17 protein-coding genes, 4 pseudogenes and 1 riboswitch are annotated in these 20365 nt (G+C 35.9%); of the genes and pseudogenes, 11 read left to right on the forward strand and 10 right to left on the reverse strand.

Going from position 1 to position 20365, the window contains the following annotated elements; all coding sequences use genetic code 11:
- Positions 1–98: 98 nt before the first annotated feature.
- The 3 genes from JFU50_RS27620 to yneA form a co-directional block, all read right to left on the reverse strand.
- The gene (locus JFU50_RS27620; RefSeq protein WP_201224948.1) at positions 99–332 is read right to left on the reverse strand and encodes a DUF896 domain-containing protein; all 234 of its coding nucleotides are present in this window, start codon (positions 330–332) and stop codon (positions 99–101) included.
- 64 nt (positions 333–396) lie between these two features.
- A complete protein-coding gene (locus tag JFU50_RS27625; RefSeq protein ID WP_201181209.1) occupies positions 397–1053 on the reverse strand; it encodes a YneB family resolvase-like protein in 657 nt (218 codons plus the stop codon).
- Positions 1054–1072: 19 nt separating this feature from the next.
- Positions 1073–1384: a cell division suppressor protein YneA gene (gene yneA, locus JFU50_RS27630; RefSeq protein ID WP_201181210.1), complete on the reverse strand. Its 312-nt coding sequence runs from the start codon at positions 1382–1384 to the stop codon at positions 1073–1075.
- 155 nt (positions 1385–1539) lie between these two features.
- Between yneA and lexA the strand changes: the two genes are divergently transcribed.
- Both lexA and JFU50_RS27640 read left to right on the forward strand, forming a co-directional pair.
- Positions 1540–2163 carry a transcriptional repressor LexA gene (lexA, locus tag JFU50_RS27635; RefSeq protein ID WP_053345509.1) on the forward strand — a complete coding sequence of 208 codons (624 nt, stop codon included), beginning with the start codon at positions 1540–1542 and terminating at the stop codon, positions 2161–2163.
- An 808-nt stretch (positions 2164–2971) separates the two neighbouring features.
- Positions 2972–3259: a hypothetical protein gene (locus JFU50_RS27640; protein ID WP_098174826.1), complete on the forward strand. Its 288-nt coding sequence runs from the start codon at positions 2972–2974 to the stop codon at positions 3257–3259.
- A gap of 258 nt (positions 3260–3517) precedes the next feature.
- Here the strand turns inward: JFU50_RS27640 and JFU50_RS27645 are convergent, their stop codons facing one another.
- From JFU50_RS27645 to JFU50_RS27660, 4 genes are all read right to left on the reverse strand, one after another.
- Entirely contained in the window at positions 3518–5050 is a 1533-nt protein-coding gene (locus tag JFU50_RS27645; protein WP_446728196.1) for an esterase/lipase family protein, read from the reverse strand.
- Positions 5051–5714: 664 nt separating this feature from the next.
- On the reverse strand, positions 5715–6176 hold the full coding sequence (locus JFU50_RS27650; RefSeq protein WP_201224950.1) for an NUDIX hydrolase: 462 nt from the start codon (positions 6174–6176) through the stop codon (positions 5715–5717).
- 748 nt (positions 6177–6924) lie between these two features.
- Positions 6925–7248, reverse strand: a complete 324-nt coding sequence (locus tag JFU50_RS27655; RefSeq protein WP_201224951.1) for a hypothetical protein — start codon at positions 7246–7248, stop codon at positions 6925–6927.
- Positions 7249–7931: 683 nt separating this feature from the next.
- Positions 7932–9386, reverse strand: a complete 1455-nt coding sequence (locus JFU50_RS27660; RefSeq protein WP_201224952.1) for an amidase — start codon at positions 9384–9386, stop codon at positions 7932–7934.
- Positions 9387–9566: 180 nt separating this feature from the next.
- Between JFU50_RS27660 and JFU50_RS27665 the strand changes: the two genes are divergently transcribed.
- The 4 genes and pseudogenes from JFU50_RS27665 (at position 9567) to JFU50_RS27680 (ending at position 12761) form a co-directional block, all read left to right on the forward strand.
- Positions 9567–10619, forward strand: coding sequence for a LuxR C-terminal-related transcriptional regulator (locus tag JFU50_RS27665; protein ID WP_201224953.1), 1053 nt, complete (start codon positions 9567–9569; stop codon positions 10617–10619).
- A gap of 439 nt (positions 10620–11058) precedes the next feature.
- A pseudogene (locus JFU50_RS27670) lies at positions 11059–11445 on the forward strand (DUF2690 domain-containing protein); the annotation flags it as partial.
- Positions 11446–11969: 524 nt separating this feature from the next.
- Positions 11970–12203, forward strand: a pseudogene (locus JFU50_RS27675) (IS110 family transposase); the annotation flags it as partial.
- Between the two features lie 135 nt (positions 12204–12338).
- Complete coding sequence (locus JFU50_RS27680) at positions 12339–12761, forward strand: hypothetical protein (RefSeq protein ID WP_201224954.1); 423 nt, start codon at positions 12339–12341, stop codon at positions 12759–12761.
- Positions 12762–13073: 312 nt separating this feature from the next.
- Here JFU50_RS27680 and JFU50_RS27685 read toward each other — a convergent pair whose 3' ends face one another.
- Both JFU50_RS27685 and JFU50_RS32085 read right to left on the reverse strand, forming a co-directional pair.
- Entirely contained in the window at positions 13074–13355 is a 282-nt protein-coding gene (locus tag JFU50_RS27685; protein WP_201181221.1) for a hypothetical protein, read from the reverse strand.
- A gap of 587 nt (positions 13356–13942) precedes the next feature.
- The gene (locus tag JFU50_RS32085; protein WP_446728154.1) at positions 13943–14431 is read right to left on the reverse strand and encodes an S-Ena type endospore appendage; all 489 of its coding nucleotides are present in this window, start codon (positions 14429–14431) and stop codon (positions 13943–13945) included.
- Here JFU50_RS32085 and JFU50_RS27690 point away from each other — a divergent pair.
- From JFU50_RS27690 to corA, 3 genes and pseudogenes are all read left to right on the forward strand, one after another.
- Entirely contained in the window at positions 14414–14890 is a 477-nt protein-coding gene (locus JFU50_RS27690; protein ID WP_201224955.1) for an S-Ena type endospore appendage, read from the forward strand. The genes JFU50_RS32085 and JFU50_RS27690 overlap by 18 nt on opposite strands.
- Before the next feature lie 157 nt (positions 14891–15047).
- Positions 15048–15218: pseudogene (locus JFU50_RS27695) on the forward strand (cation transporter dimerization domain-containing protein); the annotation flags it as partial.
- A gap of 822 nt (positions 15219–16040) precedes the next feature.
- A riboswitch (M-box (ykoK) riboswitch) is annotated at positions 16041–16202 on the forward strand.
- 220 nt (positions 16203–16422) lie between these two features.
- Complete coding sequence (gene corA / locus JFU50_RS27700; RefSeq protein ID WP_201181223.1) at positions 16423–17394, forward strand: magnesium/cobalt transporter CorA; 972 nt, start codon at positions 16423–16425, stop codon at positions 17392–17394.
- A gap of 556 nt (positions 17395–17950) precedes the next feature.
- On the opposite strand, the gene JFU50_RS27705 is transcribed toward corA, so the two are convergent.
- Positions 17951–18112 (reverse strand): hypothetical protein, encoded by a 162-nt coding sequence (locus JFU50_RS27705; RefSeq protein ID WP_200949483.1) that lies wholly within the window; start codon positions 18110–18112, stop codon positions 17951–17953.
- A 204-nt stretch (positions 18113–18316) separates the two neighbouring features.
- Here JFU50_RS27705 and JFU50_RS27710 point away from each other — a divergent pair, with 204 nt between their 5' ends.
- Positions 18317–18505, forward strand: coding sequence for a hypothetical protein (locus JFU50_RS27710; RefSeq protein ID WP_201224957.1), 189 nt, complete (start codon positions 18317–18319; stop codon positions 18503–18505).
- A 74-nt stretch (positions 18506–18579) separates the two neighbouring features.
- A pseudogene (locus JFU50_RS27715) lies at positions 18580–19989 on the forward strand (IS4 family transposase).
- Positions 19990–20365 lie beyond the last annotated feature (376 nt).

Below are 20365 nucleotides of genomic sequence, written 5' to 3' on the forward strand. Positions count from 1 at the left end.
CTAAAAAGGAGAATACATACATGAATGCATTCTCCTTTTAATTCTAAAGACCATAAGAAGGCCCGCCAATGAAAAGTTCCATCAGATAGCCCCATTCATTAATGTAAGTTTCTTTTTTCCTTTATATTTTTAATTTTTTGAGGTGTGACATCATTTCCTTCCGGATCAACAACTTTCACATTTTCCAGCGTATCGGACATAGAACGTCTGAATGTTTCCAAGTACTCACTTCTCAATTGGGTTTGCTCTTTAGACTCAACTTCTGTTAAGCCTTCTGCCTTAGCCTTTTTAGAAAGTTCATTAATACGGGCTAGTTTTTCTTTTGATAGCATAATTTCGCTCCTTCTAATGTACGGATATTGACATCGTATTAAAAAAAAAGCGAAATTACAAGTTCTATGATTGACTTTCAGGTGTATTCTGTTGATATTCAAGAAAGCGCCTGTGAACTGTAGCTTTGGATACATTATAGCCAAAGCCCCTTAACGTGGCTGCGATTTCTGCAAACGTCAATCCATTTACCCGAAGTTTAACAATTTCTTCAATAGGTATCTCCTTACGGTCTCTTCCAGTAGAATTACTCTGGTTTTGAAGGTTTTTTTGAGGGCGATATCCCTTTTCCACTGCTCGTAACATCCCGCGTTTAATTTTTAAATTATGTAGTTTCCTTTGATATTCTTCTACAATGCCGACTATTTGGATAACCATAGCATCTGAATCCGATAGCTCAAGTTCCCCATCATGGGAAAGTGTATAGATTTTAACGCCTTCTTTAAGAACAACATGAAACAGAGCAATTTTTGCATTTCCTCTGCCTAGTCTCGTTTCGTCTTGAATTAATAGAACTTCAGCCTCTTTAGTTTTAAATAGATCCAGCATGTCAAAAATACCATCACGGTTTAATTCGTAACCGCTTGCTTGCTCTTTTATAATAGATACTACATCCATATCCATTTTCTCAGCCAATTTGACTAATTCATCTTCCTGCCTAGCTAACGATGTTTCCTGCGACTCTTTTTCCGTACTTACTCTACAATAAATTACTGCTTTCATAATACCCTACCTTTACTACTTACTGCTGACTGGCCAAATTCTGAACAAGCTTTTCACTTTTAACCGGAATGACGATGACTTGACCAGGTTTAATTGAATCTGCACTGACTTCGTTGTGCTCTTCTATCCAACCAATGAATTCTTTTTTTGTCAAATCAGCTTCTTCATATTTTTCTGCAATCTCCCATAAGGTATCACCTTCATTTACTTCTATTGAAAGAAAATTATTTTTTTGATTTTTGTCTAATGTGCAGGAGAATAAAATTGAAAAGATAAATACTGATCCCGCTAATAGAATCGTATAAATATAATTTTTGTACAACTTTTTCATAAATATCCCTCCAAGGCGAATGTTCGTTCGTATCTTATACCCAGATTATAGTACGAACGTTTGTTTCAGTCAACAACAAAATTCGAACTTATGTTTGTATAGAAATAGGGGCCATGCTATAATAAAGCAAAGAACTTTGGAGAAGAGGTGCACATATGACTAAACTATCAAAACGGCAGCAAGATATTCTTGATTTCATTAAAGAAGAGGTTCGCCAAAAAGGGTATCCACCTTCCGTAAGAGAGATTGGCGAAGCAGTGGGACTTGCATCAAGTTCAACGGTACATGGACATTTATCTCGTTTGGAAAGTAAAGGACTAATCAGACGTGATCCTACTAAGCCGAGGGCCATTGAAATCTTAAACATAGAGGAAGCCAACACTATACCTAAGACTAATGTCGTTAACGTGCCGTTGCTTGGGAAAGTAACAGCAGGCATGCCGATAACCGCCATTGAGAACATAGAAGAATACTTCCCACTTCCCGAAAGTATGGTTCCTCATGATGATCATGTATTCATGCTCGAAATCATGGGAGAAAGTATGATTGAAGCAGGAATTCATGATGGGGATTATGTCATCGTGAAACAACAGAGCAATGCCAATAATGGAGATATCGTAGTAGCCATGACTGAAGATGATGAAGCCACGGTAAAACGATTCTTTAAGGAACCGGATTACATACGGCTTCAGCCTGAAAATTCAAATATGGAACCAATTATTTTAAGAGGTGTCACGATACTTGGAAAAGTAATAGGCCTGTATAGACAAATACACTAAAAGCGCTAACTGCGCTTTTTTTGTTTGTCTAATTTATGTCCCATATTCCATCAATATGCATATGGAAGACTATGTTTTTGTGAATTTTTTATTTTTTAGTAGAAATCGTTTTTAATAGGAGTATCTACTTTTTCTCTTTAATCTATCAAGCGATCTTTGACTTCATATTTCAGTTAACAGTACCTATGTATTAAAAAGGCAAAATACCTCGTTTCGATCTTTCAGTACGGATGAAAGTGCTTAAGGAAAGTTTTTACTCATAAAACCAAATCTTGCTCCCTACTCATTTTTTTACTGCTCTCCTACTTCTACTGTAGTTAAACGTTTAATAACTGTCCAAAAGGTGTATCGGGCAATCTTTAAATCTTTAAGAGTAAAGACGGTGAAAAAGGATGATTTATGAGATAATTGAACGTTCTGTAGGTGAACTAGCTCAAGTAAACGGGGAAAGGAAAGACTGTCCAGAAACTCACTTCCGAAAAATACTCAAGTCGGAGACGTATTGACTTTTGAAGGTATTACTATCGAGGTATCCTAGGAAGAACAATATAAATAAAGAAAAGAAATGGATGGTTTAATGGAAGAACTTTGGGATGACTTACATCAAAAAAAACTTTGAATCCACCATTATGTAATGGATTCAAAGTTTTTTATTTTGAACCATGAAAAACCCTCAAACCAAGTCAAATCAAGAGCATTTAAACATTCCTCTTAATCGGTCTAAATCTTAAGGTATAAATACTTTATTGATGGTAAAAATTAATTAAATAAACCTTCCTTTACTTTCTCGTGAAAGTGGTGTTATTATTTGGATTTCCCAACCATCCATACAAACTTTTGGGATGCAGTAATAGCCATCCCAACTATCATAATCTTGACTCAAATTTTGAAGATCATGTTTCATATCCCTCCAAAATTCATACCTACAATTGCTATAGTTCTAGGATTAATCATTTCCATTTTCATTAGCCATCGTCATCACTTTGTAGCAGGCATTTTCATGGGCTGGTTCTATGGTTACGCAAGCATAGGCAATTATGCTGCGCTCAAAACTGCCATTTTGTCATATAGAGATTCTAATCAAAATAAGGATTAAGTAAACAGCGGTTTGCAGCTTTTTCTGCAGATGCAAATATTCTTAAACCTTATTCTCCTTTTGAATTCAAGTTTAAGCTACATAGTTAATTCCTAAAAATACACACATCGAATTGTTTTATTAACAAATTTTCCTAAGTAGAAATCTTTAAATAAAATAAAGAGAGCCTTATTGCTTCTGCATAACGCTCTTCTCCCTGTATCCCCTAAACAAGATGCCCTCTCAATAAAGAGAGGGCTATTTCCTAATTTTTTTATTCTATTTTTCAATATAGACTGAGCGAATCAAAGTACGAGTTCTTTCAGTACCATCTATATTTTTTTCTTTTACATCAATCGTTATATTATAAACACCTGATTTAGGCACTTCTGGAAAGGCACCCGAAAAATTCTCTGTATCAATTTCTTTTATTGAGCTATTTTTAGCAATTTCATTTCCATCTTCATCAATAAGATGAACAGTAAAGGTGGTGCTAGTTGACTTATATTTATTTTTCATCGGAGTCTTTATTAAGAATTTTGCATCCTTTTGTTTTACTTTCCCGGACATACTTAATGTAATGGGATCCATTTCATTAAATTGTGCTGTTAACAGGAATGCATCTTTTGGTGACTTAGTCTTCATTCGTACCTTCCAGTTTCCAACTTCAAGGCTATTTCTTTTAAATGTTTGGATAGTTGCACCAGAAAAAAAGGATGATTTATTCTCAGTAGAGATTACTTGTAAGGAGGGTAAATATGTTTGATCAGATGGAGAAATTAATTCCACCTCTACATCATCTGAGGCTGTGTATATCGTTACATTACCAGAGGTTGGTTCATTAACATTGAAGGTTTGCTCGATCCAGGCATGTTGTTGCAGCATTCCTCCATGAACTGTTTGAGAAATATCAGTTTTAATAATCTCATCTTGAACTTGTTGTGTTGACTTAGTATTTAAACTTGGAACTCCAGCAATTGAATCACTTCTTAAGTATGGTTCAATTCTTGAAAAGACAGCAGAACCTATGCGTATGTTGTCGTGATCTAAGTTTGGATCAGTAAACAAATGGAAAGCATAAGGTAATTTTGCACTCCATACATTTACTAGACCATCATTTTCTCCATAAGAAGATAAATATTGTCCTCCCATTGATAAAGCGGAAAGAGCTGGACCTCTATTCATTCCTGTAGCGGTGTAATACTTATTTTTTCGAGAGTTTACATGGTTATCTGTGACTGAACGAAATTCTGCCATTTTTCCTACTTGCAAAGAGTATGTTCCATCATCTTTTTGACCAAGCAACGAACCCAGCCAACCCGCATACCAGCTATAAACTAAATCAGCTAAGTTAGAACCATGATGAGGAGAAGCCAGAGTTATAACCCTTCCAACATAAAGATGTGCTCCATAGTGAACAAGGGCTGCTTGAGTGTCTGGCCCTCCCTTACTATGAGCTATAATATTAACTTTTCTTCCCCCAAAATGGTTACTGATATCAGCAAGTTTTGATGCTAAAAGCCTACCATTAGTATATTGGCTTACTGAACCATTTCCAGCCGCATCATAGAGCTGAACAAAAACAGTTTGGTAACCCGCTTCATATGCTTTTGTATACATATCATTTACACCATGATATTCCGTTTCTCCGTACCAGCTAGTTGAACTCCCATTTTTTCCTTGAACAAATACGATTGGTGGTTTATTTACATCTAGATTAGGTGGGATATCTCCTAGAAACCAATCCCCTGGTGTGAAAGTTTCAGATGGCGGCTTTAATTTCCCTGCCGAGGTAATGTTTGGCTTAACCATAACTAATATTGTTGAAATGAGGACTAGAAAAACGATATATTTAATTAAATTTCTTTTCAATTATTTTCTCCTCCTAGACCTTTTTTTGTATTTTCCGAATATCCAAAACCTCCTTTTCTCATTTTACAAGTCTTTATTAAGTCTATATTTGTGCTTTAGCAATCTATTACCTGCAATCTTTCTAAAAATGAGTGAAAAAAACTAGAGATGCTTCAACAATGTAGAGATAAAGTATGACTAGTATATCTATATCTTATTAATAAACATAGGTCCATCTCATTCAAGAGGTACTCTCATAAATAAAATCTCTAAAATCTGTAGCAGGTGCACTTCGGCCAATTTTTGGTTCAAAAAAAGTTTACAACATTTTTATCGGCATCAGGATGGGAAAACAAAAAGCCAACATTATAAAATGTCGACTCAATCAATACAACACTTAACATTATTCAGCTATAAAGGTAAAGGTCGGCATAGGTTTTATTTCGGTGCTACTTATAGCCGCTTCTAAAAAATTCATTTCCGATTTGATAAGTGTATTTAATCTTACTTTTGTTACATGTTATAGAATTAATCAATACAACCCCACAATAAGAAAGCCAACAATATTTATGCTGACTTTATCATTTTTCATATTAAACTTATCAAAGCTCTAGTTTAATGATAGCTAATTAGCCTCATGTATCATATTACCATCCATATAGCTGAAGATATGAACCCCTTCTTTTTCCAATAATACTGGCAGGTAGTGAGGTATTTTCTCTGGAATTCCAAGGTTTTGAGGGTCGAGTATCCAGTCAATTGACTTCCAATCTAAAATACCTTCTCGCATTTTCTTTGGTGTCTCATATACATGACTGCTATCTAACTCACCTAAAAAAACATGAAGCCCCTCGATTACACCCTCTGCAGTTTCCCATGTTATTGTACCTTGTGAGAAAAAATCTTCTAAGTGTATACCAGTTTCTTCCTCTAATTCACGCAGAGCAGTTTCCTCTGGTGATTCTCCTCTTTCAATTTTCCCTCCCACACCGTTCCAAACCCCCATAATTGGCGCTTTTTCTCTATTAAGCATGAGCAATTTACTCCCTTGCTTAATAAAACAAACTGTATATTTGAACGACCTCATAATCCAACACCTCTAATAGAATATATTACTTTAAATTATTAATTAGATTATTCTTAAATCACTGCATTATCAGCTTACTAACTTGTGGCATCATCCCATTATCGAACAAAAAAGCCAACAATAATTGGATTGACCTATACTGATTCTTATTTTGTTCTTCTAGTTAGATCGTATATTTGCCTATTTTCAGAATAAGATTTCTTCATAAAAAAGCCATTTGTTTTGTATTTTCCCCAAAGTCTTTTTTTCACAACTTCAACTTTTCTTTTGCTTAGGAGTAGTGAATTCCCGATAGTATAGAAGTTTTCTATGATTTGTCGAATTAATTCCCATACAAAGTATAGGGTGACAGCATCTCAACTTCAAATATAGCACACAACTATTGAACAGAAGCAGATAGGAACAATTAGTAAAGAACCTGCGCTAGAGAATTTAACATTTTTATACTTATTTATGTACTTATTACCTTCTTCGATATTACTTTATTAGGTAAATATCTCCCTGGACAGTTACAATTGCACATCCGAATGTATCCAAAAGATTAAAGTACAATTTCTTAGAGAAAATTATTAAATTGAAATTAGTGTATTATTATCGATATTTGACATGAAATTCAGGATGATTTGTCTTTCTATAAGGAACAAGCCCTATCTCCTACAAAGGAAAGAGAGCTCAAATATTTTTATTAATCTTATTTGCAATTTCTTCGATTGCGCCAATTGCTCCTAGTCTTAGTGTACTAAATAATTCATTTCATAGATTTAATTAAATCCTTTCTTTTCGATAACTCATGTTGCCTTCCAAAAACAAATAGATTGTCTTTCTGGGTTTGATCCAAGAGTTCTTTTTTTATCAGCAGTTTTAAATAAAAAACGTAAACTTCACTAAGGTAACTATCTAGGTTTACTTTCAATACAACTTCACCTGTGGATGGATCCATTACAATTGAATCACCCAATAAAATTCCATGGCCATAATAATCAATGCCTGCATGTTCTGGTTGCGCTTTAAAGCTAAGAAAACCTATCTTTAGAGTCTGAGAAATTTTTGGATGTTTGATTTCTTTAGGCACTTAACTCGCCTCCTTTATACTCGTATTTCACACCAACAACAGGTAAATTAATTTCTGTGATAAGCTCTTCTTTTCTTTTGTCAAGTGTTTGTCTACGATTTGAAAACTAAACGAGATACTTTGCGCAAGAGTTATCCTGGCCCTTACCTCTAAAGGGGTACCCCAACATTTCGTGAATTGCTAATTAATATATAGAAAGTTGAAGCTGGTTTCTCTTACACTATGCACTTTTACTGAAATTCTTTGTTGATTCTCGTCCAAAAAAAGAAAAAATCTTCAAATTCCAGTAACGGGTTCGGTTTTGAGGTGCAAAAAAAAGAAATTTATTCTTCTTTACATAAGACTTGAGGGCTCAACTTATTAGTTTATATCCTTTACTTGCTAAAGGAATTGTTGCTCTGCCTGTTCCACAGGCTAAATCAATTATAGGACGGTTTTTGAAGCCCATTTCAAAAGATATGAAAGGTCTTCAATGTATGGTTCATTTTCCTTTTCTGTACAACACTTTGCGTATGTTTTGAGCTTTTAGTTGGTGGGTTCCCTTCTCGGAATGCAAACGGGGATTTATAGGGGAATAAACGAACTAGAAGAATCAGTTTTTTGTTTCCAACAAAAAAGACTGTCGAGACATTTTCGACAGTCCGATGGACTATATTTTAGTGGTGAACCTTTATTTGTGAAGGTTACCCTTGGGATTCTACGAACTCTTTTACCATAGGCGGACGGTGGTCTTTCCAAGGTCGAGCCTCTTCGATTTGGCGAGCAAGCTTAAGGAGAGTGGCCTCTTCCCCAAATCGACCAGCAAACTGCATACCGATAGGTAAACCATTATGACTCCAAGCAAGCGGAAGCGAGATAGCTGGTTGTCCGGTGGTGTTAAAAACATTTGTGAATGGAGCGTAAGTAAAGATCTGCTCCGTCCATTGTTCTGCACTTACTCCTGGGGCATTGGCATTAAGTTGACCCAAAAGAAGAGGTGGTTGTCCCGTGGTAGGAGTTAGTAAAACATCATAGTCTTTAAAAAAATCTCCGATTGTTCTTGACACCATATTCATAATATCCAAAGCTTGCAACAATTCGACAGCTGTCATCGATTTTCCATGCTGATAGCAAGCCCAGCTTGTAGCTTCTAAATTCTCCTCGGATGGATTTTTCCCCAGAAACTGGGCCACGTTATCCATCATATTTGCCAGATTACTTGTCCATAGTCGAACTGTTGCCAGCATGTGCTGTTCGTTATTAATGTATGGAGTAGTTTCCACTACTTCATGTCCCAGTTCTTCACAAAGTCTCACAGTCTCATATAAAGCTTTATTACATTCTGGATTAACAGGTACACCGGAAAGTGGTTTGTCTGTCCAAGCAATTCGAAGACGTTGAGGTGGTGTAGAGAGTTCCTTAAGATAAGGAGTGGTAGGGCGTTCAGCCCAAGCATAGCAGCCTAGATCTGGGCCTGATACAGCATCAAGTAGTGCTGCCGTATCTCTCATGGTTCGTGTGAGCGCAAATTCAATACCAAGTCCACAAAGCACCTCTCCCATATCCGGACCAGTTGGTATACGACCTCGTGTAGGTTTTAACCCAATGAGTCCATTGCAAGAGGCAGGAATTCGAATCGATCCACCACCGTCGTTGGCATGAGCAAGAGGTACAATTCCTGCCGCAACAGCTGCTCCCGATCCACCACTGGAACCTCCTGAACTCCTTTCATTATTCCAAGGGTTACGTGAAGGGCCATAGAGAACAGATTCAGTAGTCGCATTAAATGCAAATTCAGGTGTGGCTGTCGTCCCGATGGTTACAAAACCAGCTTTGCGGAAACGTGCCATTAATTCTGTGTCATGAGGGAGTACGAAGCCATCAGCTAGTTTACTCCCCATTCGGGAAGGGATGCCAGAGGCATGAAGAGCCATTTCCTTGATGAGAAAGGGAACCCCTTTGAACGGTCCATTTGGTAAAGCTTCCAGGTCACGTTTCGCGTTTTCCCTTTGAATACTAACTACAGCATTCAGCTTGGGATTTATTTCTTCTATAGCATGTAAGGCTGTTTTTATCAGCTCCTCAGGGGTGACTTCCTTACTTTTTACTAACTCTGCTAAACCAACACCATCATACTGAAGATACTCCGAAAACTTCATCAAAAATCCCTCCTGTTTTTTTAAAATATTATATATTTTCAGTATAATTAAGCGAGGTGAACTCGCCAATTACCTAAAAGGACCAAAAAAGGAGGAGAATGTACTACTTTTAGGTGAAATCGGTTGCAAAATTCAATATAATGGAGTTGGAATATTTTGATTTGTGTGGAGGGTATCAAAATGGAAAAGTTGTCTCGTAAAGATTATGAAGATATACATCGTGTCCTTCATGAAACCATGGTATCACCTGACATGTACCGAAGACAGGTTCTTCAAGCTTTATCCCTTACGTTTGGATATGACAAATCTATATTCTGGATATCAGAATCTAATGGACATTTGGTTGACCCAACAAACCATAATATTCACGACCATATTATAGATCTTTACTGTAGTCAGTACTACCAAATGGATATTTTATATCCAATGAATATTAAAGAAAAAATGAGATGCAAACAAGTTATTACCATAAATGATGTAATGAGCACTTTTAAATACGAGAAAAGCTTATACTATCAGTCCTTTATGAAGGAGTACGGATTTTATGACGAATTAGGCGTATATCTAGTCCATCAAGCAAAACTGTTAGGTGCAATCGGCCTTGTTCGATATGAGCACGAAGAGCCATTTAATGCGAAGGATACTTTTATATTAGAGATATTGGCTAAGTCCATATCATTTTCTTTAGCGAACTTTCTTTCACTAGAAGAAATAGGGGCTCAAAAGAAAACACTAGAAATGCTTTCCAACGCCTCATCCACTGGTCAAATTCTTTTTAATTCCGCCATGACTATCTATCATGCAAACTCTGCGGCTAAGGAAATCTGCTCTATCCATTTTGCATCCCAAGTTATTCGAAACCCTGTTCAGCAATTTTTGCAGGAAGTGATATGGAAAGAAAACTGGAAACTAGGCTTAATCAGCAAGATTCTATTGCCTACCCGGCAAGAAGTTACGATTTATATTATGAAGGCTGACATCTCAAAAGATCATTACGTAGCTTACTTAAGTCTAAGTGATGAAAAAGAAGTACACCATCTAATCGAAGAAAAACTAACCACTAAAGAACGAGATATTCTAGCATACATTACTAAAGGATATACCAATGAGGAAGTATCAAAAGAGCTTTTCATTAGCGTAAATACAGTGAAGCGTCACCTTCAAAATATTTATCGTAAATTAGGGGTAAAAAATCGAACGAGTTTAAGTTATCTAGTTATGATGAGAGACTAGAGGCAATGAACCAGAAGAGTTCGTTGTTGATGAACTCCATCTATATTTAAACTTCGTTACAAGATTCAGGTGGTTTATGAATACTTTCAACAAAGGAAGGTTCTTCTTACCTTAGAATCGTATTTTTTATTATTTCATACTATGTATAAGTGAATGTAAATTAACCGTTAGCGTTCATTTCCTGAAGATAATTAAGTAATTGTGTAATAGTCCAATGTCCAAGTCCCTTTTCTTCAATAAAGAATTAGATGTTTCATGACAATAAAATTATTCCGTTAAAGGGCCAGATTGTTAAATAAGATAGTAGTTTAGTTATATAGATTATAAATACGCATAATGTTAAAATTTTCAGAGTATTTAAAAAATAATATTAAGGGGAGGATTATAATGAAACAAAAATTGTTCGTATTTCTTTCATTTTTGGCGTTATAACGGGAAGAGTCCAGTTTCTACTGGTTGTCAAAATGATGCCTACACGGCAGTTTCTACGAGTGTGAAGAAGGATAATGGAACCATTGTTGGAACAATTCAGGTAAAATATAGTCCATCCTGTAAGTCTGCTTGGGCGAAAACTACATTTAATTCTGCCTTGCCATCCGGTTATACAGGGAATGCCTTTATTCACCAGTTTAATTCCGATCATTCAATAAAGCTCCGATCATATGATTGTAATAGTTCTGGAGGAAATGGAAAAGTACTTTCCGGACAAAAATCATGTTATACCCCCATGGTTGATGATCCAGTGGGAAATTATGCGAAAGCAGAAGGATATCGATCAACAAGCTCGAATCCTTTTGAAGCTTATGGTATTACTGGATACTATTAATAGGGGTCCTGCCGACAAAACGCGAATACGCTAAGACAATTTTTGGAATAAAAAGCCCTGAACTTTCTACGCTAAGTAGAAGATTCAGGGCTTTGTTTGAAAAGACTTATCTTATTGTTGATCACACTTTTTCTTTAATATCTTTTTCATCATATTGTTTAACAGTTAGCCAAGGTTCAATTAGCATTTTTAAGTCCTGTTGAAATATGGTAGAATCCGCATTAATTTTGTTAATTCGATTACTTGGTTCGATTTATAACAATTGGAATGTGGCCCCTTAATCCTCGAATCGTTTCCGTGCCCCTAATAAAGTTGTATCGTTTTGAAAAAAGATTGATTGAAATATGGGCTATATTTGATGTGAAACGTTGATTTAACAACGTTTATAAATTTTTTAATCAATCTTTTTTATAAAAATTGAGTTGCTGTTATAAGTTATACAGGTTTGAAAAAAATAGAGCCCCTCAGTAAGATACGAGTATAGAGTCCAATCTAACTCAAAGTCTTAAGGAGGAAGCCCTACTATGAATTTTAAAATACAAAACAAACAAAATCAACTAATTGAAAGAATTACGGATCAACATCTAGTTGTTGGTGTGGATATCGCCCAACACGTACACGTGGCCCGTGCTGTAAACTATCGGGGCATTGTGATCGGGAAACCTTTGTCTTTTGAAAATAACGAAGAGGGTTTTACTAGATTACTAAACTGGATCAAGGAACTAAAACAAATGAAAAACCTAGACACCACGATAGTTAAACTGAGGGAGTTCATTATGACTTATTGTAGAGTTGACACAAACTGTGCGGTAAAACTTCCTGGGAAGGTTGGTTGAAGAAGAAATGAAGTTATTTAATTAACTAAAAAGAGATTGTGATAGAGGAGACTTTTAATGGATAACTTTAAGCAAGCAATAGTTAATGGTGATTTTGTTAAAGCAAAACACATTGCTTTGAATATAGACGCGGAAAATCTTAAAGAGATTCTTTTTATTGTTGCCTACGATGATGAAAATATCTCACCATATAGTTTTGTGAATTACTTATTACTTGATAAGGAGACCTCAGAATTACATCATTTGGCATCATTTCTACTTAGTATGGCACTAAACAATATAAAGGGGGCATATCAAACAGCTTGTTTTCATGCGAGAAAGGCTGCAGAATTATCTCCTGACGATATTAGTTTTAAGGAATATTTACTGCTTTTTTATGACTTGCCAGAACAGTTATTAAGTAAAGAGGAAGCTAATGAAATAGCTAAAGAGATATTAATGATTGATCCTAATAATGCAACTGTAAAGAGCATCTTTTAAAGATAACAGACTTTTAATGGATCATCTTTAGGATGATATCGCATTACCGCATAGTACGAATAAACTGAGAGACTGTACTACACATATCCATACAGCCCTATTGTGAAAGCAAACGTCATTCACTGTGCGTTTATACTAAGCTTTTTCAACTAAACTACCTCTCTAGTTCCATTATAAAAAGGCTGCCACAGCAACCTCCCTTATTGAAGTAAAGAACCCGTTAGTGAAAAAAATTAACAGTATTGTTCTCTGAAAATCATATTGAATCTAGGCTTTAAAGTTATTTCGATAATATTTACATATCTGTCCGAATCACCGTGAAACAAACGAATTTTTGAATGCTCCTTTTTTCTTCCACAATTTCAATTTTATTAACAGAAAGTAATTCAATATATGACATACTTTATTTGTTTTCTTTTCCTTAACACTTAAAGTAAATTCGTGATAAAAAGGGGAAAGGATAATCTCATATATTTCTTTTTCATTTTCTAAAACAAAAGTTGATGTGTCGTAATAAAAAGCATCTGTCTCATCTTTCCTCTTAGGAATAGCTCCAAATACAGAAATTAGGTCTAATTCTTCTGGAAAATCCATTATTCTCTCTCCTATTGAGTTATAAAAAATTTTTATAATAAGTAATTCACTTTAATCTTCAGATAATCCTTCTTAAACTAAACTACCCCTTTAGTTCCAAAAAGAAAAAGCTGCCTTAAAGACAGCTCTGATCTTCAGCTAACGCACCCGTTAGTTCAACAACACAAGTATATTTAGCTTATCCATTACGCGTACCTATACGACATTCTTTTCCTTGAATACATTGAAATGTGGACAAGGAAAGTAGGTGTAGATTATTAGGATTTAATGTTAACTGACTTTCTCAATACCCATACGCATGCCGAGGAAACCAAATCCTCAAAGTCCCATGCCGAGCCACGAAGGATATTGCCATGTTGCAATGGATCCTGCATCATTCCCATCCTTCTGTTACCTTGCGGTATATCGGCATTACCGAAGAAGAAACGAATAATGCCTAGAAAACATATTTAGTGTCTTTCACTAAGACTTAAAGCTTGAAATTTAAGATACAAACGAGTTCTTGAACTATTTTTCTAAAAAAACACTTTAGTCAAAGTTGGTAAAATTCTCTTTCCAATCAGTAGTTTGCAGCCGGCTGTAGAAAATTAGAACATTAAAGTGTAATGGATATCCAACTCCATAGAACCAGTACAATATATATCATTATTGGATTGACTTTTACATAAGATTTTTACGGATTTTAGATTAGCGACAATTGCAGTAAACGATGAATTCGGAGCAACATCAATATCCTCATGATCATTGGACAATTTTGTTATGGTAACTTGCATTGCACATGAATTACTAGTGTTTATTATTGTGATGGTTCCCGAAGGATTTTTTATATTGGAATCCGACGAGGCACAAAAATACGTTTGAGTCGTAACGTCATCACATTTTTGGTTAATGGGAACACATCTGTGTATGCAAATAAGCTTTTTCCGGGGACATTTTCTACTCCGTTTTTTCTTTTTGGAGTGACAGATACATTCGCAATCTTTGTTTTTTTTTCGTTTGCACTTCTTTCCCATAAAGCCAGCTCCCCCCATATAACTTTGTATGAGGAATTCAGCCGAATGCACCACAACAAACATCCATTTTTCGGGAAAATAGGCCTTGTACCAGTTAAAAATGTACAGGCTTTACATACGATGAAAAGAGGTGGTGATATTATGTGTGGAAATTCATCAAGTTCTGCCGTGTTTAATTTTTGTAATAATGTGTCCAAGCAAATTGTCAACATTCAACAATGTAATCCCATTTTCCAACCTACTCCGAGCGTTACTCCTCTTACCTACTTTACTAATCCAACGGGGTTAGTAATAAATGGTTCATTTACCGTAGTTAATACCAGTACTTCTTCCGTCTTTAATGTTGACTATACAACGGGAGTCACGACATCAACCATCGTTGTTACACCTGGTCGCTCGGAAACGATCTTCGTTGAAGATTTGAAAACCATTACTATCGAAAGTCTTACAGGAGCAACACCTGAAGCCAACGCAACAGGAAGTTTAGTATTAGATTTGCACTATTGCGTAAAATGCGCTTAGTTAAGACGAATAATCCAATTCACCATTGAGCCTTTGAATTTCTGCTTTATGATTATTCAGGATACGGCGGCGGTTACGAAGGCTGCTGCAAAATAGTATGAAAAAAGCCGACCTTTATTGGTCGGCTTCTTCAGCTAACCTGCCCCGTTAGTTGCATAAAAAAATTAAAGAGCGAAACTACGGAAATAATGAAGTGCTAGATGTTGTCATTCTTGTTAATTCTACGTTAGATATCAAAGAAGCTCATGATATTTCACCCCATGTGGAGGAAATAATAGTTAAAGATTACGGAGTGTATCGTGTTCATGTCCATGTAGAGCCAAATTAATAAGTTAGCAATTAATATGTTATCTTTCTTCTATTTGCAACTCCCGTGTGCTAGGATTGTTCTTTCATAATAGATCGCTTCAATGGAGTAATGAAAAAAGGCTATTTTCTCAATTTAATGTGAGAAATTAGCCTTTTTAATATTGTAATTTCCTTAACGTTGTAAAACCGCATTTTCCTGACGCTACCCCTTAAAGAAAAAAATAAACCTCTTTTTTAAACGGCACTGAATTAGTACCATAACCCGTCCTTCAAAAAATATCTGCAAATACTCTGTTTAAATCTTAATAAACAATTAGTTCCAAAGTGATTATCAATAAGGTTGGAGGTGCGATAGCTAATCTTCCTCCAATCTTTTATTTAACAAAGTCTCGCTGTTTTTAATAAGTCATTCAAACAAGCAAGCTAGTTTACATAAACCACCTTATCAGAAGTAAATCCATTGGAACCCTCGATTCCAATGCATTTTTCTATTTAGGTACTTGTCCAAACTCTTTTCATCCTTTTACATAAACTGGTGATATAACCTCTTCTAACGCAAACATGATTTAAATAAAAAAGTATTATTATCATTTATCCCCTCAAGCGACTGGAGCTACTGAAGACACAGGACCAACCTTTTTAGCAGCCATCATGTTACCGGGGAACTCATCTTAATAGTATTCTTTATCACTAAATAACGCTTGAAACTCCTTATCATCTGCGAAACATCGAAAAACAAATCCATTGAGCAATCTTGTCTTACCCAAACAATTACCTCTATAAATGGAGTGAACTCATCTTTTAATGGTTATTTTCTAACCTTAGGGTTAACTTTAGTTGAATAGTCTTCTGTTAGGTGAGGCTCCTGTATAGAGATACGTTGCATCCCAAAAATGTCGAAAGGCGCAGATGGGTCAACAGGAAAAATCGGATTATGGTTTTTCTTAATGTAGCTGGTAAAACCTATGCTATACAATGCTAAAACTCAACAAGGGGAGAACATTTAAGCATTTTTTTTTGTTTTTTATGGGCTCCTTTCTGTGTGAAAGGAGCCTTTATATTTTGGAGGTGAGGAATGCATGGGCACTGACGACCCCAATTCGTTGGAAAAACGCAAGTCGACAACAAGAAAGAGGCAACGAAGGTGTTCATGTCCTCTTGTAACAACTAAGAAGACTCATAACCTTTAATGCCTTGATCTATAACGCGAGGTGTAATGTAATATGATTAAAATGTATTTATACGATCATGAGAACCAAGAGATGACCACTGAGTTTAACCTATCTAACGTGCAAGAGCATTTAAAACATCCTAATAATTTGTTGTGGATCGATATTTACGATGTAAAAACCCCTGAATTATATAAAGTGGCAAAGATTTTTGATTTTCACCCTTTAGCAATTGAGGATTGCCTGCATGACAGTCCTCGGGCTAAGATTGACAACTACGAAGATTACCAGTTCTTCGTTTTACATGCCCTTCGGTATAACGAGGAAGAAGATAAGGAAATTACGACCCTAGAGTTAAACGTATTTGTCGGCCCCAATTACGTAGTGACAATCCATAAAGAAAAATTGAAATGGCTTGGCCAGATGGATGTGATTTGTTCTAAGAACACAAAATACATGGATAAGAGTGCAGATTTTCTTTTGTATGCTCTTGTAGACGGCATAACGGATGAATACTTTCCGATTCTTGACCGCATTAACATCCGTATTGATGAACTAGAAGATGAGATTTACGATGAAGAAATAAGGGGAGTGACAGAAGAATTCCTTGCACTAAAAAGAACAATCATTTTAATTCGACGCGTCATCCTTCCTCAGCGTAGGATCTTCATGACTGTGGACGGAAAGTGGAAGTTTGAAATACGGGAAGAAAATGCGCCGTTTTATGTGGATTTAATTGACCATCTCGAGAGGATAGTGGACTCTACTGAAACGTACAGAGATCTTGTAAACAGTGCTTTGGAGACGTATTATTCCATTATTAACGCAAAATCCTCTGAAAAGTTAAACGTTTTGACCATCATTTCAACCGTAATGTTACCATTAACTTTCGTAACCGGTTTTTTTGGAATGAATGTTCCTTTACCCTATCAAGATTCTCCATTCTCAACGATTATCATTTTAGGGATCTTAGTCATTTTAACCTGGGGCATGTGGAAATACTTTAAAAAAAATCGCCTGTTATAATTATAAAATATTCAAATTAAAGAGGTCTCCAAAAGGTGTAATCTTTTGAGTACCTTCGGATAAAATGGGTACCCATTTCAAAAGAGGTTGGGTACCTTTTATTTAGATGAAAATGTTCCTGCAAACTCATGGAAATCAACACCTAATTTTATTTATTCATAGTTCGTAAAAGTTAATGTTAATTTGCGAACGTTCGCAAACTGTTTTATTACTAAAACGAACACTAAAGCTGGCTGTTTTGTAAAGAAATAGCACCGTTCAGAATTGTCTACTTTTACGAACCTACAGCTTTCATAATTAGATAAATAAAGATGAAATAGAAAAAGCTCTAGTGGTAAATCTAGGGCTTTTTATTGATCATCTAGCAAACCCTTGCTACATCAAGGTTGTATAAAATCCTGAATAAAGGATAAAAAACACACAAACGCCAAACTATTGAACCATATGGGTTTGGCGTTTTTGCTATCTTCTTATAGTTGACTTTATGTTAACTAGTATAGAGCATTCATGTGTTCCTTAGAAACCTTATTCAGCAAAAGGGCCAAATTGCAGAAGATCATTTTCCAATCAGTCTCGTTAAAGCTATCCCAAGAAATCCAACACCCATTCCTATCAGCCATCCGTTGTGGGAACTTCCTAACAAATCTCCCACTCCTCCACCAAGAAACATGCAGCCAACGAATACTAATCCTCCAACGCCCCATTTCTTCCGATCCATAATTCGATCACATCCTTTCAATAAAACATATGCTTTTAGCTAACTAACCTTTCTTGAATATGATATGTTAATTATTTTGCTAGAGGTGGTATAGTTGTTTGGCTTAGGATCAGCAATGGTCAGGGAATTCAAAAGATGGAAATTGACGACTTTGAAGGCATTGTAGGAGGTGAATTTAAATATTGAATTTAAGGGGGATAAGAAATGAAGAAAATAACAAAATTTTTCTTCTTTTCGCTATTGATATTACTTTTCTTAAACGGATGTAATTCAAATAATGTAAATGAGGATATATTTCAATTTAAAGATTCTTATGTAGGTGATAACGGTGCAGTAGGAAATATTGTAATGCAATTACCATATAGGGGTACAGTCACATGCCCATCAAGCTAATGAAACGAATTTCCCCCAAAATGAAAAAAGCGTTATTCTTTCAGTAAACTACTCGAAAAGGATGACGTTTTTTCATGGACCTCTCGCTTTCTGAAGAATTACAACGCTTTCTATCTCCAATAGTCCTACAAGATCTCGCCAAACAAGTTGGTTTTGTGCAGCGATCCAGTAAATATCAAGCAGATGAACTCATCGCCATTTGCGTTTGGCTCAGCCAAGAAGTCGCTAGTACATCGCTTACGGCAACTATGTAGTCGATTACAGGCTTCGAAGGGCGTACTCATGAGCCCAGAAGGACTGAATCAACGCTTAATCCAACAGCTGTCGCATTTATTCGAGAAGTCTTTACTTTACTCCTTACACAGAAACTCTGTGCTACAAAATCGCTAACTTCACGTATCATTTCTGTTTTCAAACGTATTCGGATTCTAGATGCGACGGTGTTTCAGCTACCTGATTCCTTCGCCACTGATTATCAAGGCTCTGGAGGGAGTAGTAACACGGCTGGTGTGAAAATCCAACTTGAATACGATCTGCTTAGTGGCCAATTCTTAAATGTGCAGCTAGGGCCAGGAAAAAATAACGACAAAACATATGATGCGGATTGCCTTGAAAGTGTCGAGGCAGGCGATTTATGCCTGCGTGACTTAGGTTATTTTGATTTGCGAGATTTACAAGCGATTCATGAGTTGAGAGCCTATTATATATCTCGTTTGAAATTAAATACATGTATTTATGTGAAAAATCTGGAACCAGAGTATTTCAAAAATGGCACGTTGAAAAAGCAAACAGAATATACTCAGCTCGATATGGTACAGATCATGGAGGAACTGGAACCAGGTGAGACCATTGAAATCCCGGAAGCTTACATTGGCCAGATTCAGAAATTACCGACACATGTAATCATCCACCGATTAACGAATGATCAAACCGAAACACGACTAAAAAACCAAGCCGTACGTGAGAAAAAGAACAGTATTGTCATGAAGGACAAAAGTAAGCGGCTAATGGGAATCAACGTATACATCACGAACACATCACCGGAAGAAGTGCCAACAGAATATGTACATCCGTTATATTCGTTACGTTGGCAGATTGAAATGTTATTTAAAACATGGAAGTCGTTCTTTGAAATCGACTAGTGTAAAAATATCAAAAAAGAACGCCTAGAATGCCATTTATATGGGCAACTCATCGGTATTCTCCTTTGTTCTTCTACGATGTTTCAAATGCGACAGCTTCTACTTGAAAAGAAAAAGCAAGAGCTGAGTGAATACAAAGCGATTTACATGATTAAAGATTACTTTCCGTTACTGTTTCGAGCAATGAAAGATGACCCAAATGAACTTGTAACGATTCTGCATCGCCTTTATCAGCTACTCAAAAAGAACGGTCGTAAATGTCATCGATATAAGAAGCAGACCGTTTTTGATAATCTAGGGGTTGTGTATGAAAAGACGATGAAGCCTAGACAAGCTGCCTAGCAAAAAAATCATATTTTAGTAGGCTTCTTTGGCGTGCCTACTTCTCCATCACTCGCTCGTTTTGCGACAATGGGCATTTTATATCTAGTCATTTCCGTTGTTAGCTTGATGGGTATGTGACTGGACCCCTAATAAATCAAAATGGGTTTAACTGTGTAGAAAGTAATTTACTTTTTAAAAAAGGCATCGTTCGCTCAAAAAAATGAGTAAACAACGCCTTTTGATTCACATGGACTTTTCCAATGGCCTCTTACATTTAAGCTGGTAATATGCTTTTTAAACTAGCGATAAGTTGTGGTAAAAGCAGCCAACCAAGGATTCAGTCTCTTGGAAGATTGTCTCATGAAAAATAAGGAATTAGAATGTTGCCGATTTC

Origin of the sequence: Peribacillus sp. TH14, from assembly GCF_016651145.1 — a bacterium.
GTDB lineage: Bacteria > Bacillota > Bacilli > Bacillales > DSM-1321 > Peribacillus > Peribacillus butanolivorans.

Coding starts and splice junctions, on each gene's coding strand:
- JFU50_RS27620 (WP_201224948.1), bottom strand. CDS start 332: ATGCTATCAAAAGAAAAACTAGCCCGTATTAATGAACTTTCTAAAAAG.
- JFU50_RS27625 (WP_201181209.1), bottom strand. CDS start 1,053: ATGAAAGCAGTAATTTATTGTAGAGTAAGTACGGAAAAAGAGTCGCAG.
- yneA (WP_201181210.1), bottom strand. CDS start 1,384: ATGAAAAAGTTGTACAAAAATTATATTTATACGATTCTATTAGCGGGA.
- lexA (WP_053345509.1), top strand. CDS start 1,540: ATGACTAAACTATCAAAACGGCAGCAAGATATTCTTGATTTCATTAAA.
- JFU50_RS27645 (WP_446728196.1), bottom strand. CDS start 5,050: ATGGTTAAGCCAAACATTACCTCGGCAGGGAAATTAAAGCCGCCATCT.
- JFU50_RS27650 (WP_201224950.1), bottom strand. CDS start 6,176: ATGAGGTCGTTCAAATATACAGTTTGTTTTATTAAGCAAGGGAGTAAA.
- JFU50_RS27660 (WP_201224952.1), bottom strand. CDS start 9,386: ATGAAGTTTTCGGAGTATCTTCAGTATGATGGTGTTGGTTTAGCAGAG.
- JFU50_RS27665 (WP_201224953.1), top strand. CDS start 9,567: ATGGAAAAGTTGTCTCGTAAAGATTATGAAGATATACATCGTGTCCTT.
- JFU50_RS27680 (WP_201224954.1), top strand. CDS start 12,339: ATGGATAACTTTAAGCAAGCAATAGTTAATGGTGATTTTGTTAAAGCA.
- JFU50_RS27685 (WP_201181221.1), bottom strand. CDS start 13,355: ATGGATTTTCCAGAAGAATTAGACCTAATTTCTGTATTTGGAGCTATT.
- JFU50_RS27690 (WP_201224955.1), top strand. CDS start 14,414: ATGCACCACAACAAACATCCATTTTTCGGGAAAATAGGCCTTGTACCA.
- JFU50_RS32085 (WP_446728154.1), bottom strand. CDS start 14,431: ATGTTTGTTGTGGTGCATTCGGCTGAATTCCTCATACAAAGTTATATG.
- corA (WP_201181223.1), top strand. CDS start 16,423: ATGATTAAAATGTATTTATACGATCATGAGAACCAAGAGATGACCACT.
- JFU50_RS27705 (WP_200949483.1), bottom strand. CDS start 18,112: ATGGATCGGAAGAAATGGGGCGTTGGAGGATTAGTATTCGTTGGCTGC.
- JFU50_RS27710 (WP_201224957.1), top strand. CDS start 18,317: ATGAAGAAAATAACAAAATTTTTCTTCTTTTCGCTATTGATATTACTT.